Here is a 20425-nt window from a genome sequence, read left to right as displayed (position 1 = left end):
GTAATAAAAACAAAAAGACCGCCTTATAGGCAGCCTCTATGAGTAAAACGTAAATTATTTATATAACTTTATTGTCGTAAAAGATTTAAAATCAATTTTGTGACTTACGCTTCATTTGCTCAAAAAATTCATCATTGGTTTTGGCTTCTTTTAAGCGGTCCAATAAGAACTCAGTTGCTTGTACACCATCCATCGGCTGTAGCAATTTACGCAGGATCCAAACTTTACGCAGCTTATCTTCATCAAGCAGACGTTCTTCACGGCGTGTACCCGATTTTTTGATATTAATGGCAGGGAAGACACGCTTTTCTGCCAGATCACGCTCAAGGGTAATCTCTTGGTTACCGGTACCTTTGAATTCTTCAAAGATAACACTGTCCATTTTACTACCAGTATCAATAAGGGCACTGGCGATAATGGTCAAGCTGCCGCCTTCTTCAATATTACGAGCAGCACCAAAGAAGCGTTTTGGGCGCTCTAACGCATTGGCATCCAAACCACCGGTCAATACTTTACCTGATGAAGGAATAACAGTGTTATAGGCGCGGGCAAGACGGGTAATCGAGTCAAGCAGAATGACCACATCTTGCTTATGCTCAACCAAGCGCTTGGCTTTTTCAATGACCATCTCAGCCACTTGTACATGGCGCTGTGGCGGCTCATCGAAAGTTGAGGCAACTACTTCACCGCGTACGGTACGTTCCATCTCGGTGACTTCTTCTGGACGCTCATCAATCAGCAGTACAATGAGGTAGCACTCAGGATTATTACGAGTGATCGATTGTGCTATTGACTGTAGCAGCATCGTTTTACCCGCTTTGGGCGGTGCCACAATAATAGAGCGCTGACCTTTACCAATCGGTGCAATCAGGTCGATAATACGACCGGTCAAATCTTCAGTCGTACCGTTACCTAGCTCAAGTTTTAGCTGCTCAGTTGGAAATAATGGCGTTAAGTTTTCAAAGATAAGCTTATGACGTGAGCGGTCTGGCGTATCAAAGTTGATTTCACCGACTTTTAATAGTGCAAAATAACGCTCAGAGTCTTTTGGTGGACGAATCGTGCCTGCGATACTGTCACCGGTTTTTAGACTAAAACGGCGAATTTGGCTTGGGCTGACATAGATATCATCAGGACCTGCTAAATAAGAGCCTTCAGATGAGCGCAAAAAACCAAAACCGTCAGGGAGCACTTCAAGCACACCATCACCATAGATGGCCTCACCGTTACGGGCATGAGTTTTTAGAATGGCAAAGATAATGTCTTGTTTACGGCTACGTGCCATATTATCAAGACCCATCTCTTTAGCGATGGCCAGTAGCTCAGCGATTGATTTTTTCTTTAATTCAGTAAGATTCATAGATAGGTCGTTAGCAGTTGATAAGATGAGAGATGCCATTATTCACAAATCACGACAGTGATTAAAACAATGTTATTAGGGCGATAGAGGGTATATATACAGAGTTAAAATTTATGTAGTTTTGATTTTATGTGTCAGTTTATGAGCTTGTCGCAAGAGAGGCAGACAAGTTATAAAAGGTGAAGATAAAGAAATCTACATAAGAGTCTGCGTCAAAAACTCAATATCAGTCATTGTGTTTAGTCATTCGGTCAGTAGTGGTATTTAATAATGACGATGGTGTTTTTGTTGATAAACACGAGGAGAATAGCGACAAGATATTTAGGAGAGCCATTAGTGTTCTCTTATCAGCAGACTATACGGGCTTAAAGATAGTATTGTCAATAATTTTTGCCAAAAAAGTAAAGTAATCTAGCTTTTTGCTCATAAAATCAACAAAAAAGCCACTATCTGTATCAGATAATGGCTTTGACGTTTACGATGTTTTCAGCGCGTTTACTAAGAATAACCAAAGCAAGCATGCATTAATTTACAAATGCTTATCTAGCACTTTTGCCAATTCAGCCTTTGGCTGCAAGCCCATGACTGAATCCACTTTTTCGCCACCTTTAAATACGAATAGGGTAGGAATGTTGCGGATACCAAAACGGCTTGCCGCTTGTGGGTTATTATCAACGTCAACTTTAACGATTTTAACTTTACCTTGGTACTCAGTCGCTAAATCTTCTAAAATAGGTGCGATTGCTTTACAAGGACCACACCATGTTGCCCAAAAATCGACTAATACTGGCACATCAGATTGTAAGACGTCTTGGTCAAAGTTGGCATCAGTGGTATTAACAATAAGGTCTGACATAATTTTTCTCTCTTGTTTTATTATATGTATCACCATTTATCGATAAAACAATAAATGTCATACCAAAATGATGACCGGCTAAAGAATGTTAAGAATGGGTAGAGATCTGCCATTATATTAACATGTTTGCCCAAAGTTGACAGACGTAGACTGGTTAAATTGTTTAACAATTACGATTAGCACAATAAATCGACACATAAGGATACAGGGTTGGCTTTTATCTGTTACCTACTGTATTTATTTCTGCCTTTAACTGCTCGTTAAGATTACTTGCATTTTGATTCTATAACGGATTCTGATTTTTATATCCGAACTGATTAATATAAGTCCATTCATATAAGTAGCCCACATTTATGCCCTTTACAGATGAAAAAATCGATGCCCTTAATGCTGAAGAAAAAACCCGTTCGCTTGATTTTTTTCAAACATTTGCAAAAAAAGTTACCGTCTATGAAGATGAAGACATCTGGGTAGTCGATAAGCCAGCAGGACTATTGAGTGTCGACGGTAAGAGCTTGAAAGTAAGCTTGCTAGCTCGCCTTGAACGTGCCAATCCTGCCGTCAAACTGATTCATCGCCTCGATATGGATACCTCTGGGCTGCTTATTTTCGCCAAAAATGCAGCCGCACAAACCAATATTAGTAAGCAGTTCATCGACCGACTACCGCAAAAAAGTTATCAAGCGCGTGTCTTTGGTCAATGGGACAGCGTTGGCGCTACTGGCAAGATATCGGTACCAGTACGTTATGAGCCTGCAACCAAACCGCGTCATATCGTCGACCATGATTGGTCAAAACATGCGCTGACTTTATATGAAGTATTGGCGCATGAAGAATGTGATGGTCAAATAGTAACTCGCCTCCTATTAAAACCAGTCACCGGTCGTAGTCATCAGCTGCGCGTCCATATGGTACATGTCGGACATGTGATGATTGGTGACCCGATTTATGCAGAAGGTATTGCATTGGATATTGCGCCAAGACTAAATCTACATGCGCAGCAACTGCGCCTAAAACATCCAACGCTTGGAGCGTGGATGGACTGGGAAAGTCCAACGCCTTTTTAGTGTTTTTAAAATAAACTAAAATCTAGTATTGTTGCAAATTACTAGATAAAGTTGCTAGGTAAAGCTGCTATAGAAAATTAGTAAGGCATCCTGCGCTCTGATAGGTCAGCCAACTTGCAAAACAAGGATTGTATTATGCTTAATATGACTACTGCCAAGCAGGCGCTTAAGAAGCGCTTTAAAGCTAAACCTTATTCATCAGATGCTCCTACAGATTATGAGGTACTGATTATTGGTGCGGGTATCGCAGGCATCAGCATGGCTTGCCATTTGCAGCAGCAGAGCTCGCAAAAAAGTCATCAAAGTCTTTTTGATAGTAAAAGCGTTAAGCAGAAAAAACGCCTCAAACTTAATAGCCAACGATTTTTAATCGTAGAAAAACGTGAGGATTTGGGCGGTACATGGGATTTGTTTACCTATCCTGGTATTCGTTCTGACTCGGATGCGCTGACTTTTGGCTATAGTTTCCGTCCGTGGCTGGATCATAAGATGCTTGCAAAAGGTGCAGACATTAAAAGCTATATTGCTGATACAGCACGCGAGTTTAAAGTGGTAGAGCATATTCGCTATCAGCATGAAGTACAGCAGTTATCATGGTCAAGCGACAGTCAGCAATGGACGGCGATGATTAAAAATCATGCTACCGGTGAAGTATTGAGCTTAACGGCAAACTTTGTCGTTGGGGCGACCGGTTATTATGACTATGAAACTGGTTATAGACCACATTTTAAAAATGAAGAAAATTTCAAAGGTGAAATAGTCCACCCACAGTATTGGCAAAATACACAATACAACGATAAAAAGGTCGTCGTCATCGGTAGTGGCGCGACGGCGATGACACTGATACCGGCATTGGTTGATGAAAGTAGTAAACAATGTGCCCGTCATGTCACCATGCTGCAACGCTCACCGACGTATGTTGCAAGCGTACCAGGCGATGATCATGCGCTTGACTGGCTATCAGGTAAATTCTCACCTTTATCAACAGCACAGGCGTACACCTTGTTGCGTACGCGCAATGTGATGTTTCAACAAGGTGTTTATCGGGTGGCGATTTATGCGCCAAAGATGATGAAAGCGCTATTAAACCATAAAGTTAGAAAAGAGCTTAAAGGTAGTGGCGTGGATGTTGCCCATTTTAAGCCGGCTTATAATCCTTGGGAAGAGCGTTTGTGTGCGGTACCTGATAGCGATTTGTTTCAAGCTTTGCATAGCAAGCGCGCTGAAGTAGTAACCGATAGCATCAGCCAGTTTACCTCAACTGGTATTGCATTAGCATCAGGCAAGCATTTGGACGCAGATATCATCGTTACTGCGACGGGTCTAAAATTACAGATGTTAGGCGGTGCAGCTTTATATGTCGATGGGGAGCCGATCGATGTAGGCGCACGGATGACCTACAAAGCAGTGATGCTTGAGGGTGTACCAAATATGGCAATCATGTTTGGCTATACTAACGCGTCTTGGACATTGAAGATTGATTTGGCCTGTCAGTATGTGCTGCGTTTACTGAGTTATATGAATAAAGAAGGATACAAAACAGTATGTGCGCAGGCTGAGACGGAGCACGAACAAGTGAAAATGCAGGCAGATACGGTACTTGGGGCACTATCGGCAGGGTATGTCAGCCGTGCCAAGGATGAGCTGCCAAAACAAGGTGATCGCTATCCTTGGCGAGTGAACAACAACTATGTCACCGATCGCATCATGCTCAAATACTGTAAAATCAAAGATGAGTGGCTACAGTTTAATCGTTAGAATTTGCTAATTATTAATATTACTGCGCTTGATTGATAAAATCACTGACTTGTTTACTAAGCATCTGCCATAAGGTTTCTTGCGCGCTTTTGCTGCCCCATGCCTTGTGCGGACTAAATATCACGCGTGGATGCTCGCCAAGAGCCAGTAAAGGATCATTGGCAGCTATGGGTTCTTGCTCAAAAACGTCGCTGCCATACCCTAAAATCTGCTCATTGTTAATGGCATCAGCAAGCGCTTGGCTATCAACAATACCACCACGAGCGACGTTGACAAGTAGAGGTTTTTTAGTCATTTTGGCCAAGGTGTCTGCATTGATAAGGTGCTGAGTTTTCTCATTTAACGGGCAATGTAAGCTAATCACATCAGCACAAGCGAGCACTTCATCAAAGGCGGTATAATCATCATTACGCGGCATACGCCCTTGGTGCTCCGCCCACAATACCGTCATGCCAAAAGCACGCGCAATATCAGTGACACGTTTGCCAATGGTACCAATGCCAATAATACCCAGCGTTTTATTTTCCAAATCTATAAGCGGGATATCAAGTAGGCAAAAATTACCATTATCTGCCCACGTGCCATCGGTGACTTTATTATGATAATGCAGACCGGCACGCATGGCATTTAGCATCAGCATAAAGGTATGCTCAGGCACGCTTTTCACCGCGTAACCGGCGACGTTATAGAGCGCGATATTATGCTCAGCACAAGCATCTTGGTCGACGTTATTCATGCCAGTAGCGGTCAGTTGAATGAGTTTTAGCTTCGGCAACTTAGCAATCGCTTCGGCATTGATTTGCACTTTATTAGTAAAAATAATATCGGCGTCTTTGCAGCGCTCAATGATCAGTGCTTGAGGCGTATCATCGTAAGTAATGTAATCAGTAACGCCAGCGGGTGCTGGCAAATCGACGTTATCAGAAAAAGTGCCTTTATCTAAAAAAACCGCTTGCATGATGATTCCTTATCTCGTTGTTATCGTAAATGGGTTTTGTTTATTATCGGCTTAATGTAGCACGTTGCTGCATTTAGTCAAAAAACATGTCAAAAAGCACAAAGCAAAAAACCTCTACTTCAAGCTGAAATAGAGGTTTTATTTATTGAGACACCAGTTTCTTGCGCTTACTTATTTTTTTGCGCTTATAAAGAAAAACGCTTACGCAATTTACCGATCAGACTACGTACACGACTGCTCAAGTCAATGCGCACATCGTTTTCAGGATCGTGCTCGACTTCATAACGTTTGACCAATTCAGGGCTGGCTTTTAGTTTTGCATGGTGCTGGAATGCACGATTGACACTAATTTCAAGGAGGCTTGCGCGCATTGGCTTCGGTAGGCAGCGATAGACCTGACCTTTATTAATCAAATCAATCAGCAGTCCTGCATCTTGGAATTCGGTCTGTACCAATACGACTAAATGCGGCGCATCTTGCTTTAGGGTAAAGATAATCGGCGCAATATTCTCGCCGCTGACATTGATGTCGGTAATACAAACACCGATATCTTCATTCGCTAAATAATCGTAAGCTTCCTCTAAACCTTGGGCGTGCAGCACTTTATAGTTGTTAGAGAATTGCTTACGTATTTGCTCAATCAACTCATTGGTCTCATCAATGACCAATAAAGTCTGCTTATTGCCTGAACTATCGAACTGCTCGGCGTCTTCGTCTGGGTTATAAGTCAAAGCGATTTCAGTGGCGCGTCCGACGACAGCGAGCAGTTCTTCAGATTTACATGGCTTGGTTAAATAACGGTAAATTTCACCATCATTAATAGAGCCAATAATCGCGTTCAAATCGGCATAGCCGGTTAATAATATACGCATGGTAGACGGTGAGACATCTTTTACTTCGCGCAAGATATCAACGCCAACCCGCTCAGGCATACGTTGGTCACTGACCGCGACGTGTACATGGTTGTTTTTGATATAGTCGATGTATTCAGTCGGGTCAGTAGTAATAAAAACGTCATGCGTTTTACGAAATAACAGTTTCATAGAACGTAAAATACGTTGTTCATCGTCAATGAACGCCAATTTCGGTTTCGCTTCAACCCCTAACTCAGCGGTACTTATGTTATTGTTGGTGTCATTACTGGTGTCATTTTCTAATTCATTCATGGTGAGTTCCTTATGATGAATAACAGTGATATAGCTTTATATAATCATTAAAATAGTAATTAAAATAACAGCAGAACCTAGCGATTATGCCGCTAGTCTTTTTTCTGTCAGATCATTATTAATCGGTAGCGTTAAGGTAAAGGTGGTGCCAACGCCTACAGTCGATACGGCTTTAATATCGCCATTATGCTGCTCCATAATCTGCTGACTGATTGCCATACCAAGACCAGTACCTTCGCCTGCGCCTTTAGTGGTAAAGAACGGCTCAAATATCTGACTGAGCACTTCTGAGCTCATGCCTTTACCGTTATCGATGACATCAACATAGACATTGCTGTCATCGGCGCGGGTACGCACTTCGATTTTGCCATCAGATTTTTCACCCATGGCTTGCGCGGCGTTATTGAGCAGATTGACCAAGACTTGATTGATTTGCGACGGTGAGCATTTAATTTCAGGTGTCGGCGCAAAATCAGTGACAATCTCTTGATGTCTGATAGAGTTACCCGCGATTTTCAGCGAGGCTTCGATACATTCGCGCACATCAATGGTCTTCACTTTTGACTCATCAAGACGGGCAAAGTTACGTAGGTTTAATACCATCTCGGTGATTTGCTCGACGCCAAATAGCGAGTCTTTAATCAGCTCTTTTAGCTCAGTGGACAAATCATCTTCTTGAATTTCATCAGAAGCACGGACAATATCTGCTAATAACTTATCAATCTTGCCATCAGATGTGACGTCAGACTTGATACCTTTTAACCCTTGTACCAGTTCAATCAGCTCTTCGTATTGCTCAGTTAACTGACCGATAATCTCGAGGTTATTCTGTACATAAGATAAAGGCGTATTTACTTCATGGGCAACACCCGCAACCATCTGCCCCAACGTTGCCATTTTTTCTGAACGGATCAATTGTAGCTGCGAGCTTTTCAGCTCTTTTAGTGTGTCTTGCAGCTCAGCAGTACGTTCTTCTACTTTAATCTCTAGCTGTTGGTTAATATTGGCAAGCTTACCTTCGTTAGATTGGATACGATCTAATAGATCGTTAATAGAGCCGTTTACCAGTCCAATCTCGTTGCGACCTGTCTTAAATTTAACTGAGCTTAGCTTGTTGTACTGCTTGTTATTAATGATGTTTTCTGCGAGAGAAATTTTATCAGTGGTTTCTTTCAATGGCTTGAATGCTAAGAAAGTTAGCATAAAGTAGATAATACCAGCGGTGATAAGGAGCGCTAACGCAATCCAGTTAATCAAGTTTTCACTTAAATTGTCGGCAATGGCGTTAATCTCAGCATCAGGTTGGACAACGATAAGTTTCCAATAGGTTTCAGGAATCTCAAAGACATAGGCTTGACTGCCGTTATAAAAGTTATCATTGGTCAGCTCAAAGCTTTGTAGCAAGCGGCTATCCATAGCATTTTGCTTGTTTTCACCGTTATTTAGGTAAGCAGCATAGTTGACCAAATAATAACCTTTGGAATCACCTGTTTCTGCTTTATCAATCGTATTCAATACTTGCTGAACTTGCGGTGACACGCTAGCTGCAACTTGCTCGATAATCTCGTTACGCTGAGTTTCCAAGAAGTTTAATACCGGATTCCAAGCAGGGTCAGAGTTGATAACTTGTTTGATATCAAGTGGTGTACCGGTTGCTTCATCAATATAGCTTAAGCGTTCAGGGTTAGATGAGGCGATTACCTTATCACTGTTATCTAATAATAAAATGTAGCCTGAACCAGAGCTCTCACTCAACTTGACGATGTTCTCTTGCAACTGGTTTAGGGTAAAGTTAACCGTACTGGCACCCCAAAACTGATTGTCACGCTCAATTGCGACACCGCAGCTCATGGCAAGCTCGCCTTTGGTTTGGCTGGCGCGAACATGGTTCCAGATACAGCTGTCAGGTTTGAGTAGTTTTAAGACGCTAAACCAATCTTCTTGATAATAAGGATTGGTTGGGTTTGGATCGCTTAGTACCGCTTGATAATCACCGTTTTGGCGTACCATCAAAAACGGATGGGTTGCAGTATTGGCACCAAGAGCGCCTTTTTCTGGCCAAATGCCGCCACTACCCAATAAGTTATAGTCGCGTTTATCGAATGCATTGGCGGTACTGACTTGCAAAATATTCTCTTGCGGTGGCAGCGTTTGCGCGCTTTGCTGTAACAGCAAGGCACTACGCATGACACGATTGATGTCGGCTGAGATACTATTAACCGCGGTATTACCACGTTCAGCGACCAGCTTTGCTGACTCAAGACGGATTTTATCATGGCCTTCTTTATCAACGACATAAACAACGACCGCAAGTACGACCGCAAAAGCAATGAACAAAATAGTGGTAACTTGGGTACTGACTTGATTAAAAAAGCCAACTTTTTTAGAGGCACTCATGACGGGATTTGTCCTTGGGAGTAGGGAGCACAAAAAGAATTGCCAATGGGATGGATTGGCTACAACGAAATATATGGTTAAGTTTCATCAAGATAACTTGTTAACACTAGTCATAAACGTCAACTGAAAATAGTGTTAACATAACTTAAAATTATGATAATAAACTTAACTTATAACTTAATGGACTATTATGGACAATAGCATACTCATAATCGCTGATAAAGCATCGATAACGGTTATGAGGTCTATGCTATTTTTTATATAAGTAGTAGTTAGCTAAAAGTCTAATGACTTAGTTAAATTGAATAGCTTTGGTATTAAGAGAGATGTTCTATTGCATTTTTTAACAATACAGTAACAATTTTACGATAACAATATTTTTTGTTTACTTGCTAGTCGTTATCTTGTTGGTTTATAAGCCCAACTTATGCTTAGCCTTGACTTTATCTGGCAGAAATCTGCTCTTGAAAAGTGAACTTAACGCACTCATCTAAGCGCTAACGTTATATAATGATCTGTTTTATCGACGGATTTGGCTTACAAGCTGATGTGCCTGATATATCTCGTGACAATATACTGAATGACCGTATATTGAATAAACGTATATCCAATAATTATCAGTTAGTCCATGTAATTGAGCCAGCAAGCATGGCTTGCATCGTAAACTACCTATTTTCTTATCATCTGAGTACAAAAAGACATCGCCCTATGACTATCTCTATCGCTTCATTGCACAGCACCGAATTCGCCGTTGGTCAACGCTATTTATCTGATACGGAGTCCGAGCTGGGCTTAGGTGTGGTCATCGATGTAGACGACCGATGTGTGCACATTTTATTTCCGCAAAGTGAAGAGACGCGCGTTTATGCAAAAAACTCTGCGCCGTTATCTCGTGTGGTGTTTAAAGTCGGCGATAGTATCTCTGATCAGGCAGGTAAGAGCTATACAGTAAATGCTGTTGAAGAAGTGATGGGCGTGCTCAAATACAGTGTTGATGAGCATGAAAAAGCCATTATGGAAACTCGTCTGGCTGCTAATATTACTTTGGCGAAACCACTTGAGCGTCTGCTGGCAGGTCGTATTGAGCGCAGTGATTGGTACGATTTGCGTCAAGATATTTTGCGTATGCAATCAGCGCTTGCAGGTCATCCGCTCAAGGGCTTAATGGGCGCGCGCGTCGATATCATTGAGCATCAGTTATATATCGCTCATGAAGTCGGCAAACGTATTGCGCCGCGAGTTTTGCTGGCTGATGAAGTCGGTTTGGGTAAAACCATTGAGGCAGGTCTGATTATTCATCAGCAGCTACTGACTGGCAAAGCTGAGCGGGTATTAATCCTTGTACCAGACAGTTTGCAATACCAGTGGATGATTGAGCTGCGCCGCCGCTTTAATCTCAACTTTGCCTTGTTTGATTTGGTGCGTACCGCAGCGATTAAAGAGCATGACCCTGAGCAAAATGTCTTTATGACTGAGCAATGTGTCATCGCTGGTATGGACTTACTCCTTGACCATCCTGACTTGTATGATCAGGCGATGGAAGCAGGGTTTGATTTACTGGTCGTCGATGAAGCGCATCACCTGCATTGGGATGAAGCGCAAGGCGGCAATGATAAGTACGACCTCATTGCAGATTTTGCTGAAGAGACGGCAGGAGTCATGCTATTGACGGCGACACCTGAGCAGCTTGGGGCGCAAAGTCACTTTGCCCGTTTGCGTCTATTAGACCCAGATCGCTTTGATGACTTAGATGAGTTTATCGATGGTCAAGATGCCTTTGCAGAAACGGCAGCCGTCGCCAGCCTATTAATAGAAGATAAACCTTTAAGTGATGGTCAAATTGCCGCACTGAGCAGTTTACTGACGATTAGTATCGATGAATTAGCAACGATTAACGAAGACGAAAAACTCCGTACTTATGCCCTAAATGAATTGCTAGATCGCCATGGTACGGGACGTATTTTATTCCGTAATACCCGTGAGAGTGTGAAAGGTTTTTATGGTCGTAGTAGCCAGCCTTATCCACTGCCATTACCTGAAGCATGGGTCGACAGCTATCAAACCAATGGTAAATTGCGTGAACAGCTATGGGGCGAAGAAAATCAACCTGATGGTGGCTGGTTGGAAGACGACCCACGTGTGCCTTGGCTGATTGATATCTTAAAGGGTGAGCTTAAGCACAAAAAAGTACTGTTAATTGCCCGTAGTGGTGCGACCGTTGAGAGCTTGGAAGCAGTATTGCGTCTGCATGCAGGTATTAAGACTGCTATCTTTACCGAGCAGATGACCTTGCTTGAGCGTGACCAAGCCGCGGCGTTCTTTGCTGATAGTGAAGGCGCGCAGATATTATTATGCTCAGAGATTGGGTCGGAAGGTCGTAATTTTCAGTTTGCAAGCCAGCTGATATTATGGGATTTGCCTGCCAATCCAGATACCTTGGAGCAGCGTATCGGTCGTCTAGATCGTATTGGGCAGACGCAGCAAATCATGCTACATGTACCTTATGTCCAAAGTACCGCGCAAGAGCGTCTGTATCAGTGGTATAACAATGCGCTAAATATGTTCAATCAGATCTCACCAACAGCGCAGAGCGTACAAGAGCAGTATATTCAAGAACTAAAACCGATGCTTGAGGGTGCCGATAACGACGTCAATCGTGCAATATTAGCAGATATTATCGCAGAAGCAGCACAGACACGACTGGGACTTGAAACACAATTGCAAGCTGGTCGTGATCGTTTATTAGAATACAACTCATGCCGTCCGCGCGTTGCTGGACGTATCGCTGATGCCATGCGCGATTTTGATGGGCACAATCTATTGCCGCAGTTTATCGAGCGCTTTTTTGCCTCAGCCAATATCGAGCACAATATCCAACGCGATGGCTCGTGGGTGATTTCACCGATTGACAGCACTGAGATTAGTGATTATATCGATGGTCTGCCACTCGGTGATGAAGACGGTATGACGTTGACTTTTGAGCGTGAGCAAGCGCTGCAACGTGAGGATATTGCTTTTATTACTCATGAACATCCATTGATGCAGGCGATTTATGAGCTAGCAAGTACCAGCACCTTTGGTAATACCACGGTTGCAATGCTAAAAAGTGCTGCGGTACCACAGGGCATGGTGATGTTAGAAGTGAATTTCCGCGTTGAAGCCATTGCGCCAAAACTGCTTAACTTGCCTGCAACCTTGAGCACGCAAAATATCCGCGTCTTTATCAGTGAGCAGGGCAGCGATTTGTCAGCGCGTATCAGTGCCGATATGATCATGCCGCACATTGAGCGCCTAGATAAAAACCGTGCCCGCCAAGTGATTAAAGTACGCGGCGATGTCATCGAGCAGCGTTATTATGAAGCGGAAGATATTGCTCGTCAGCAGTTGGCTGAGATTGGTGAGCAAGCAAGTGCCCGCTTTAGCCAGCAGTGGTCGCGTGAGATCAAACGTCTTAAGCATCTACAAACTATCAATCCAAACGTACGTCCAGCAGAGATTGAGCGTTTAGAGCAGCTAAAATTACAAGGCGAGCAAGCATTGGCGGGCTTGTCATTGGTGCCAGATTCTATCCGTGTATTGGTGGCAGTAAAACCATAAATTTAATACAATAGTAAAAACGAGGTGTATTTAAGCATCTCGTTTTTATTTATGACTTTTTATCATGAGTTTTCGATAATCCATTTATTGCTCATCTAAAGATTTATCTTGTATATTACTGCTATTGATTTCATATTATTTAAATTAAAACGCCATATCGGCTCAAGCCATATCGTCTTGATATTCTTTGGCGCTTATATCTAGATGCTTGGCGTTATTGATAAAAATAAGGAAAGTAATCGTCATGTCTGATTATTCACAACTAATAGATGAGCTATTGGCTACCGTCGCGCTCATCGAAGTCAGCCCTGATGTATTTGAAGGTAAAAGCCATGACTATGTCGGTGCCCGTATCTTTGGTGGGCAAGTGCTCGCACAAGCGATCATGGCAGCAGCGCATACGCTTGATGAAGACAAGCCTTGTCACTCCTTGCATGGGTATTTTTTGCGCGGCGGTGATATCAACCAGCCGGTGATTTATCAAGTGCGCCGCTTACGTGATGGGCGTAGTTTGTCCGCGCGCGAAGTAACGGCGATTCAGTATAAGCAAGTACGTGGTAAGCCGCCGGTTGAGCAAGTGATATTTTCTATGATTGCCTCTTTTTCACCGATGGAAGAGGGCTTAGAGTATCAAGAAGATATGCCTGTCTATCCACCGCCTGAAGACTTACTTGCGGAGCAGGATCTAAAAGAAGACTATGTTGGTAAAGTCCCAGAGGCATTAAAATCTCGTTTTATGCGCCGTCGTCATATCGAGATTAAACCAGTGAAACCGCGTGACCCGATCCATCCGGAACCAATGAAACCTAAGCAAGCGAACTGGCTGCGTATCCGCGAGCTTGGCAATCAACCCGTCGCGATTCAGCAAGCATTATTGGCATTTTCCTCTGATTTTTATTTGGTTGGCACGGGGCTGATGTCACATGGTATTAGCTTTATGACCAGCGGCTTGCAAGCTGCTAGTATCGATCATTCAATGCATTTTCATCGTCACTTTGACTTGAACGATTGGCTGTTATACGACATGTGGAGTGATACGACATCCAATGCGATGGGGCTCAATCATGGTCAGTTTTGGCAAGATGGGAAGTTGGTCGCGACCGTACAACAAGAAGGCTTAATGCGTTTGCGAGTGCCGAAGTCTTAAGTTTTTATATTGCTATAAATAAAAAAAGCGACTTAGAATTATTCTGAGTCGCTTTTTTATGGCGTATACAATCGTTATTTTAAGCGGATTTTTTAGTGATTATATATGTAATCCTATTCTAAAATTTTCACCATCGCTCTTGGCAATCCTAACGTTGCTTGTGCATCATCAGCGTTTAACCAATTAATATTAATTTGTGCAGATTGCAAGGCTTCGGTTATCTCAGTCACCTGTTTATCGTTTAAAGTTACTGATTGCGGGGTTAAATACCAATGAAAATGGGTCAATGAATGTTTGATAGGCGAATCATCGAGTAATGTGTTGCTGATTGATTTTGTAACCAATTGATTCTTATCTAACCACTCATTAATAATTTGCTCAGCAGTAGTAAATTCTGTCTCGTATATTTTTTCATTACTAGCTACTTCTAAAAGCTGATTATCATTCGCTGCAATTGGTTCCTTATTTTTATTCTTGTCAGCATCCTTCACGGCAACTTTTCCGCTAATTTTTTCTATAAATGCTAGCGGCAAACTCCACAGTCCGCCCCAAATGCCATTATCAGGGCGCTGTAACCAAAGTATTTCGCCATTTTCGTTTTCAATAAGCAGTGCATTACTAAATTTACTCGGTTTAGGCTGTTTCTTCGCCTTGACTGGATAGTCCGTTTCACGACCTTGCGCATGCGCTAAGCAATCATCTTGTAGTGGACATAGTAGACAAGCAGGCTTACTACGCGTGCACAAAGTTGCACCCATATCCATCATCGCTTGCGCAAACAATCCTGATTGTTCTCTAGGCGTTAAACGCTCTGCCAATGCCCACAGCTCTTTAGTCGTCGCGGACTTAGTGATGTCACCATCAATTGCTGCCCAACGCGTCAAGACACGTTTAACGTTGCCATCGCAGATGACGCCATAACGATGCAAGCCCATTGACATAATCGCCCCAGCGGTCGAAGGACCAACACCTGATATCGCTTCCCAACCTGCCAAGGTTTGCGGAAAGTCGCCAGATTCGTCAATCACAGCGACCAATTGCTTCGCGCCTTTATGCAAATTACGTGCACGCGCATAGTAGCCAAGTCCCGCCCAATGCTCCGCGATGGTGTCCCATTCTGCTGCTGCTAAATCTTGCACGGTCGGAAAGGAGTCCATAAAACGGGCAAAGTAGGGCAGCACAGTGGTCACTTGTGTCTGCTGTAGCATGACCTCGGATAGCCAAACAATATAAGGATTTGGCGTATCGGTTTGATGCTGTTGCCAAGGTAAATCGTGGCGACCATTTTCGGCAAACCAAGCGAGGAGGCGCGGGGCGAATGCGTCTAAAGAAGTTAATGAGTGAGAAAATTGAGTATGCAAGAGTATTCCTTGTAAATTTAACAGGGATATATAAAATTTGGGATTAAGGTTATTTATGGGGTGTAATACGATTGATACAAGACAACAGTAGGTGAGCTTAGTTGTGAGGATCATTGGATAAAATGGCAATTAACTGTATTGTTTGCCAAGTGAGATTGTGAGGATTTTCAGATAAGTTAAAGGTGAATTATAAAGATAAAACAGGTGCGCTAGGCGCACCCTACGAGCTATGTTAATTAGTGTTTACTTCCGATTCTTCCGCGTTTTAAGGCGACGCAAGCGTTTCTCTTCTTCTTTAGCGATTCTTTTTTCTTCTGACGCGATGCGTTGTTCAGCGACGACGACTTCTTCAGCCTCAGTCATAGCAGGCGTCTCCAAAGTGATACGCCCAATCTTACCGCTACGCAGCTCATTTACTAGGATTTCAGACATCCGGTAGGTATCGACTTTATTGCCCGCGCGCACGCAGCCACGATTGCGACCAGCTATTTCAAAGAACTCCCAATCGGTCTTAGGCAGTTCTTCAATTTTATAGCGGGTTTTTAGCAGCTCAGGATAGGCGGTTAATAAATACTCAGCGGTATAACCGGCAACATCCGCAAAATCAAACGCCGTATCACGAATGCCGCCTGTTGCAGCCAAGCGATAGCCAGAGTTTTCGTTTTCAACTTTTGGCCACAGCATGCCGGGCGTGTCATAAAGCATGATATCGTCATCAAGTTTAATCAATTGCTGCGACTTGGTGACCGCTGGCTCGTCACCGGTTCTTGCCACAGCGCGTCCAGCCAAAGTATTAATCAAAGTCGATTTACCGACGTTTGGAATACCCATAATCATGGCTTTGATTTGGCGACCCGTACCAACTTTATTGGGGACGAGTTGTTTACAGATAGCGATGATACGTTTGACATCATTGGCTTTATCAGTATCGCAAGCAATGGCTTTAACACCATTTTGCTGCTCAAGATAGTCCATCCATGCTTGGGTCAGCTCAGGATCAGCAAGATCAGCTTTATTTAAGATTTTGATAACCGGTTTTTCACCACGTAAGGCAGCGACCATCGGGTTTTCGCTGCTATAAGGAATACGCGCATCAATCACTTCGATAACCACATCCATCTGCGGCATAATTTCTTTGATTTCATTACGGGCTTTGTTCATATGTCCAGGGAACCACTGAATACTTACTCTCTTATCCATCTGCTTTCATAACCTTTTATAAAAAATGCTCAAAGTAAGACGATCGTCATTTACTTTTCATGGTGTTCAGTTTACTACATAAGCCACGTACGGATGCTAAAAAGTAATAATGCTAATAGTGCTCACGCTATAATTTCAATTTACTCTAATAAGAAACTATGATTCGACCTGCTCTGCTGTTCCATCACGCGCCGGCGGCAACGGTGCCAAATAACCAATCAATAAAATCAAGCTACCCGCACCAAGGAAAGAAATCACTCGCCAAATTGCCTCAGTCTGTGACAAATCAACTAAGACCAATTTTAAGACCACAATACCCAATAAGCCAATGCCCATAAACCAAAGCGCGCGCTGCCAATAGCGACTGGCGATAATGGTGGCGACCAATGCCAGTAGCGTCCATAAAATCGTCAGTCCAGTCTGTACTTGCTCACTATCCCATGCGCTGCCAGTATGATCATATAATTCCGCTATCCACAGCGGTGTATTAATAAAAGCGTGCAGCGTTCTGACCAGCATACTAGAGAGTATCCAAAAGCTAATCAGCGCTAGTACGATCAACAACGTGTCACTCTTACGAATGGCGCTAAATAGATTTTGCGAGTGCTCGCTACGTTGACGCAATAAATAAACGCCCAATCCATAAAACAACACCAGCCACAACGTCACATCATACAAGTTAAGTAGTGGAAAATAGGGCAGTCCCCAAATCACCCCATCATAGGTGAAATTGGTAAAAATGACCCAGCACAGTGTTAATGGCACAAATATTTTGGCGCAACCTAACAGCGCACGTTGCCAGTCAAACCAATACATAGAGAGCGGTGAAATTAGATTTTTCATCTGATTATTATTTTGCTGACGGTACGTCAACCAGAGCCCAGCTAACATAAGCACAACCGGCACAAGAATAGTCAACACGCCTTTTGAATCGGGCAAACCATAATGTACAGCCTCAGCCAAAATTATAATGCCAGTAACAAGCCAGCTTGCACTATCGTAGCCTTTTAATTCTGCACCGTTATTGTCGTCGTTATTAGCATTGTTATGCCACGTCTTTAGCCATAATTGACCAAGAATCAGCCAGCCGATGAACAACGTTGTAAATATCGGCCAATAAAAGGCTGTCCATTGATAGTCAAATTCATATTGTTGTGGCAGTTGTAAGATCAGCATCGCATAAAATAACAGCAGCAAACCATGGCTAAATTGTCTGATTTCTCGCCATGAACGATATTGATTGATAAAATGATAAATAATCATGCTAACGACACTTGATAAGGCGATAAGCGTCGATGTTGCCAATTGCCAGTTGGCAAGCCATTGGTCAAAATCGAGGACTAACACATACAGCAGCCAACCCACCGCAGTGAGCGTTAACAGCCGTATTAAAGAAGGGCGTTGCCAAATGATTTTAAACGCGATACTTTGGTTGTTGATACTTTCAAACCATTGCTGAGTTGCTGTCTCGCTAATACCTAACGCTTTGCCGTATTCGGACAGCGTATTATTGGCATTAAGCTGATTTTTAGAATCGTGGACAGATGGCATTGAGCCTTGCGCCGCTGTCATAGGCGATGAAATAGGTAATGAAATAGGTAATGAAATAGGCGAATTACTAGCACGTAAGATAAAGACGCTAGCAATTGCACTGATGGCAGAAATGGTTAATGCGAGCGTTGGATAGTAATCAAGAGTAATGACAAAGGTATTTGATAACATGCCAATGCTAATTAGCTGCAATACTAAACCCAATAATACTGACCATGCACGAAGAGAACGCCTGCCAAACCATACCAATGCTAATCCTTGAACCGACCAGCCGAAGGCAATCCATTCTGCATTTAATGCCAGCGGAATCACTAATGCCAAAAAGCCAAAACCTAATGCCAGCATCCCTTCCGTAATCAATGCATAACGCTGACTGCGCTGAATAAACGTCCAGCCAAGCCCTAAGTATACAACTGCTAAAACTGCGCTAGTTAGGGTTAAAGCGTGATTGATATCGTACAGTAACGCTGAAAATAAACCAAACGCCATTAGCGGTACAGAGAACAGCAGCCCAATATCAATAGGAAACACATAGCTGGCATGCTGACTCTTAATATCAACAGTCTGGTCGGTATCAGTAGCAATAACGGTAGTGGCGTCACTATTGTCATAAGAAATAGCATCATTGTAAGCAATGATTTGCTGTGCATAGCGAATGACGACGAATAGATACAGCAGTACATGTAGCGCGACGAGTAATACCAACGTCCAGCGTTGATTTTCTATAACTACCGCTAAATTTTCAGTCAATCCCCAGTAGTATGCCAAACCAAATGTGACGCTCGCGCCAAATAAATTGAGCACCTTCCATGGGCGATAATGGGCAATAATGGCAATGGTAATATTTAATAACAAGTAATAGCTAAAGAGTATCGTTAAGCTGCCAGCATCTTGACTGGTCAAAATCGGTGCAAAAAATCCACCGGATAATGCTAATAATGCCAAAGGAAAAGCGTTTTGGCGTACCGCTAAAGCGACCGTGACTGCTGATAATATGCCAAGCGCTATAAAGCTTGGCAGACTACCAATCACCTGATAGACACTATAGGCAAAAAATGTGGTCAAATAAGCAATGGCTAAGCCAGTACCTTGCAAGCTTATACCATACGCAAAGCGTTTTGCCGCCAGCTTTAAGCCTAATCCTGCCAGCCCTAATCCTATGATAATAATGACTGTTAGCTTGACGCCAATAGGCACTTGGATTAAGTCACTTAGTAAGCGCAGCAGTAGAACCACGCCGATTAGTAAAACCAATACTCCAACACGCACTACTAGGTTGCCACCCAAAAACCAATTTTGAATCGAGTGAATAAGAGAGGTAACAATAGGAAATGAGCGCTCGTCAGGTTCTATCGGCGCATTAGCAGCTTTATCGGTCAAAGGCTGACTATTGGAAACTGATGATTGTTTTGCAGATGTTGATACAAAGTTATTTGATAGAGGATTAGAGGATAAAGCACTAAGTGGTAACGGGGGCGGCATTGATTTTTCTGTTGATGACAATGCATTATCACTAGGTAATTCGATGTCAAATATACTTTTTACAGCAGTACCTTTTGCAGTAGTGGTACTATTCTTTTTCTGCTCAAGCTCGCTCTTTAGCTGCGCCATATCTTGACGCAGTTGTGCCAATTGCTGATGTAGCCTAATATAAAGAGCAATCATAATTACTATTAAAGTAATTATAACCAGCCAACCTAAAGAACCCATCAAAAAATATAGCATCATTCCCACTCAATCTGTCTGTCCATTGAGTGATAATGACGCTATTTGATTATAAGCACAAGAGTGACGCGCCCAACACGCCACAAATGAGCTTATTCAACGAAATTGAAAGGGCTCAAATAAGCTTATTGAATGTCAAAGTAGTATAAAAAACTAGGGGCTGTAGTAGATAAGCACTATGCTAGACTGCTTTTATGAAGATAACCCGTTGTAAACTAAGTAAAAAAGTACAGCGACGACTGTTAGAGTTTTTCACGGCTGAAGTAACCGCTAGAACAGCCG

General features: G+C 42.8%; 12 protein-coding genes and 1 pseudogene. 5 read left to right on the top strand and 8 right to left on the bottom strand.

Annotated elements, in window-relative coordinates; translation table 11 throughout:
• Window positions 1-91: 91 nt before the first annotated feature.
• Together rho and trxA are read right to left on the bottom strand one after the other, a co-directional pair.
• Window positions 92-1360: a transcription termination factor Rho gene (gene rho / locus FQ082_RS10605; protein WP_020444407.1), complete on the bottom strand. Its 1269-nt coding sequence runs from the start codon at window positions 1358-1360 to the stop codon at window positions 92-94.
• A 529-nt stretch (window positions 1361-1889) separates the two neighbouring features.
• Window positions 1890-2216, bottom strand: coding sequence for a thioredoxin (gene trxA, locus FQ082_RS10600; protein ID WP_020444406.1), 327 nt, complete (start codon window positions 2214-2216; stop codon window positions 1890-1892).
• A gap of 353 nt (window positions 2217-2569) precedes the next feature.
• Between trxA and FQ082_RS10595 the strand changes: the two genes are divergently transcribed.
• A complete protein-coding gene (locus tag FQ082_RS10595; RefSeq protein ID WP_149493078.1) occupies window positions 2570-3283 on the top strand; it encodes an RluA family pseudouridine synthase in 714 nt (237 codons plus the stop codon).
• 135 nt (window positions 3284-3418) lie between these two features.
• Entirely contained in the window at window positions 3419-5041 is a 1623-nt protein-coding gene (locus tag FQ082_RS10590; RefSeq protein ID WP_149493077.1) for a flavin-containing monooxygenase, read from the top strand.
• Between the two features lie 19 nt (window positions 5042-5060).
• On the opposite strand, the gene FQ082_RS10585 is transcribed toward FQ082_RS10590, so the two are convergent.
• The 3 genes from FQ082_RS10585 to FQ082_RS10575 all read right to left on the bottom strand — a co-directional run bounded on the left by FQ082_RS10585 (window position 5061) and on the right by FQ082_RS10575 (window position 9562).
• Complete coding sequence (locus tag FQ082_RS10585; protein WP_149493076.1) at window positions 5061-5999, bottom strand: D-2-hydroxyacid dehydrogenase; 939 nt, start codon at window positions 5997-5999, stop codon at window positions 5061-5063.
• 185 nt (window positions 6000-6184) lie between these two features.
• The gene (locus tag FQ082_RS10580; protein ID WP_149493075.1) at window positions 6185-7165 is read right to left on the bottom strand and encodes a response regulator; all 981 of its coding nucleotides are present in this window, start codon (window positions 7163-7165) and stop codon (window positions 6185-6187) included.
• A gap of 84 nt (window positions 7166-7249) precedes the next feature.
• Window positions 7250-9562: a sensor histidine kinase gene (locus tag FQ082_RS10575; protein ID WP_149493074.1), complete on the bottom strand. Its 2313-nt coding sequence runs from the start codon at window positions 9560-9562 to the stop codon at window positions 7250-7252.
• Window positions 9563-10270: 708 nt separating this feature from the next.
• On the opposite strand from FQ082_RS10575, the gene rapA reads away from it, so the two are divergent.
• Together rapA and FQ082_RS10565 are read left to right on the top strand one after the other, a co-directional pair.
• On the top strand, window positions 10271-13159 hold the full coding sequence (gene rapA, locus FQ082_RS10570) for an RNA polymerase-associated protein RapA (protein WP_188018948.1): 2889 nt from the start codon (window positions 10271-10273) through the stop codon (window positions 13157-13159).
• Window positions 13160-13403: 244 nt separating this feature from the next.
• Window positions 13404-14306, top strand: coding sequence for an acyl-CoA thioesterase (locus FQ082_RS10565; protein WP_020444398.1), 903 nt, complete (start codon window positions 13404-13406; stop codon window positions 14304-14306).
• Between the two features lie 113 nt (window positions 14307-14419).
• Here the strand turns inward: FQ082_RS10565 and mutY are convergent, their stop codons facing one another.
• The 3 genes from mutY to FQ082_RS10550 all read right to left on the bottom strand — a co-directional run bounded on the left by mutY (window position 14420) and on the right by FQ082_RS10550 (window position 20083).
• The gene (mutY, locus tag FQ082_RS10560) at window positions 14420-15667 is read right to left on the bottom strand and encodes an A/G-specific adenine glycosylase (protein WP_223145358.1); all 1248 of its coding nucleotides are present in this window, start codon (window positions 15665-15667) and stop codon (window positions 14420-14422) included.
• Window positions 15668-15910: 243 nt separating this feature from the next.
• A complete protein-coding gene (gene ylqF / locus FQ082_RS10555) occupies window positions 15911-16867 on the bottom strand; it encodes a ribosome biogenesis GTPase YlqF (protein WP_133104898.1) in 957 nt (318 codons plus the stop codon).
• A 156-nt stretch (window positions 16868-17023) separates the two neighbouring features.
• Entirely contained in the window at window positions 17024-20083 is a 3060-nt protein-coding gene (locus tag FQ082_RS10550) for a DUF2339 domain-containing protein (protein WP_262498207.1), read from the bottom strand.
• Between the two features lie 254 nt (window positions 20084-20337).
• Between FQ082_RS10550 and FQ082_RS10545 the strand changes: the two are divergent.
• Window positions 20338-20425, top strand: a pseudogene (locus tag FQ082_RS10545) (IS1595 family transposase); the annotation flags it as partial.

The organism is Psychrobacter sp. ANT_H56B (genome assembly GCF_008369245.1).
GTDB classification, from domain to species: Bacteria; Pseudomonadota; Gammaproteobacteria; order Pseudomonadales; family Moraxellaceae; genus Psychrobacter; species Psychrobacter cryohalolentis.
The sequence above is the reverse complement of the archived record's forward strand: the minus strand, read 5'-3'. Positions and strand labels throughout refer to the sequence as shown.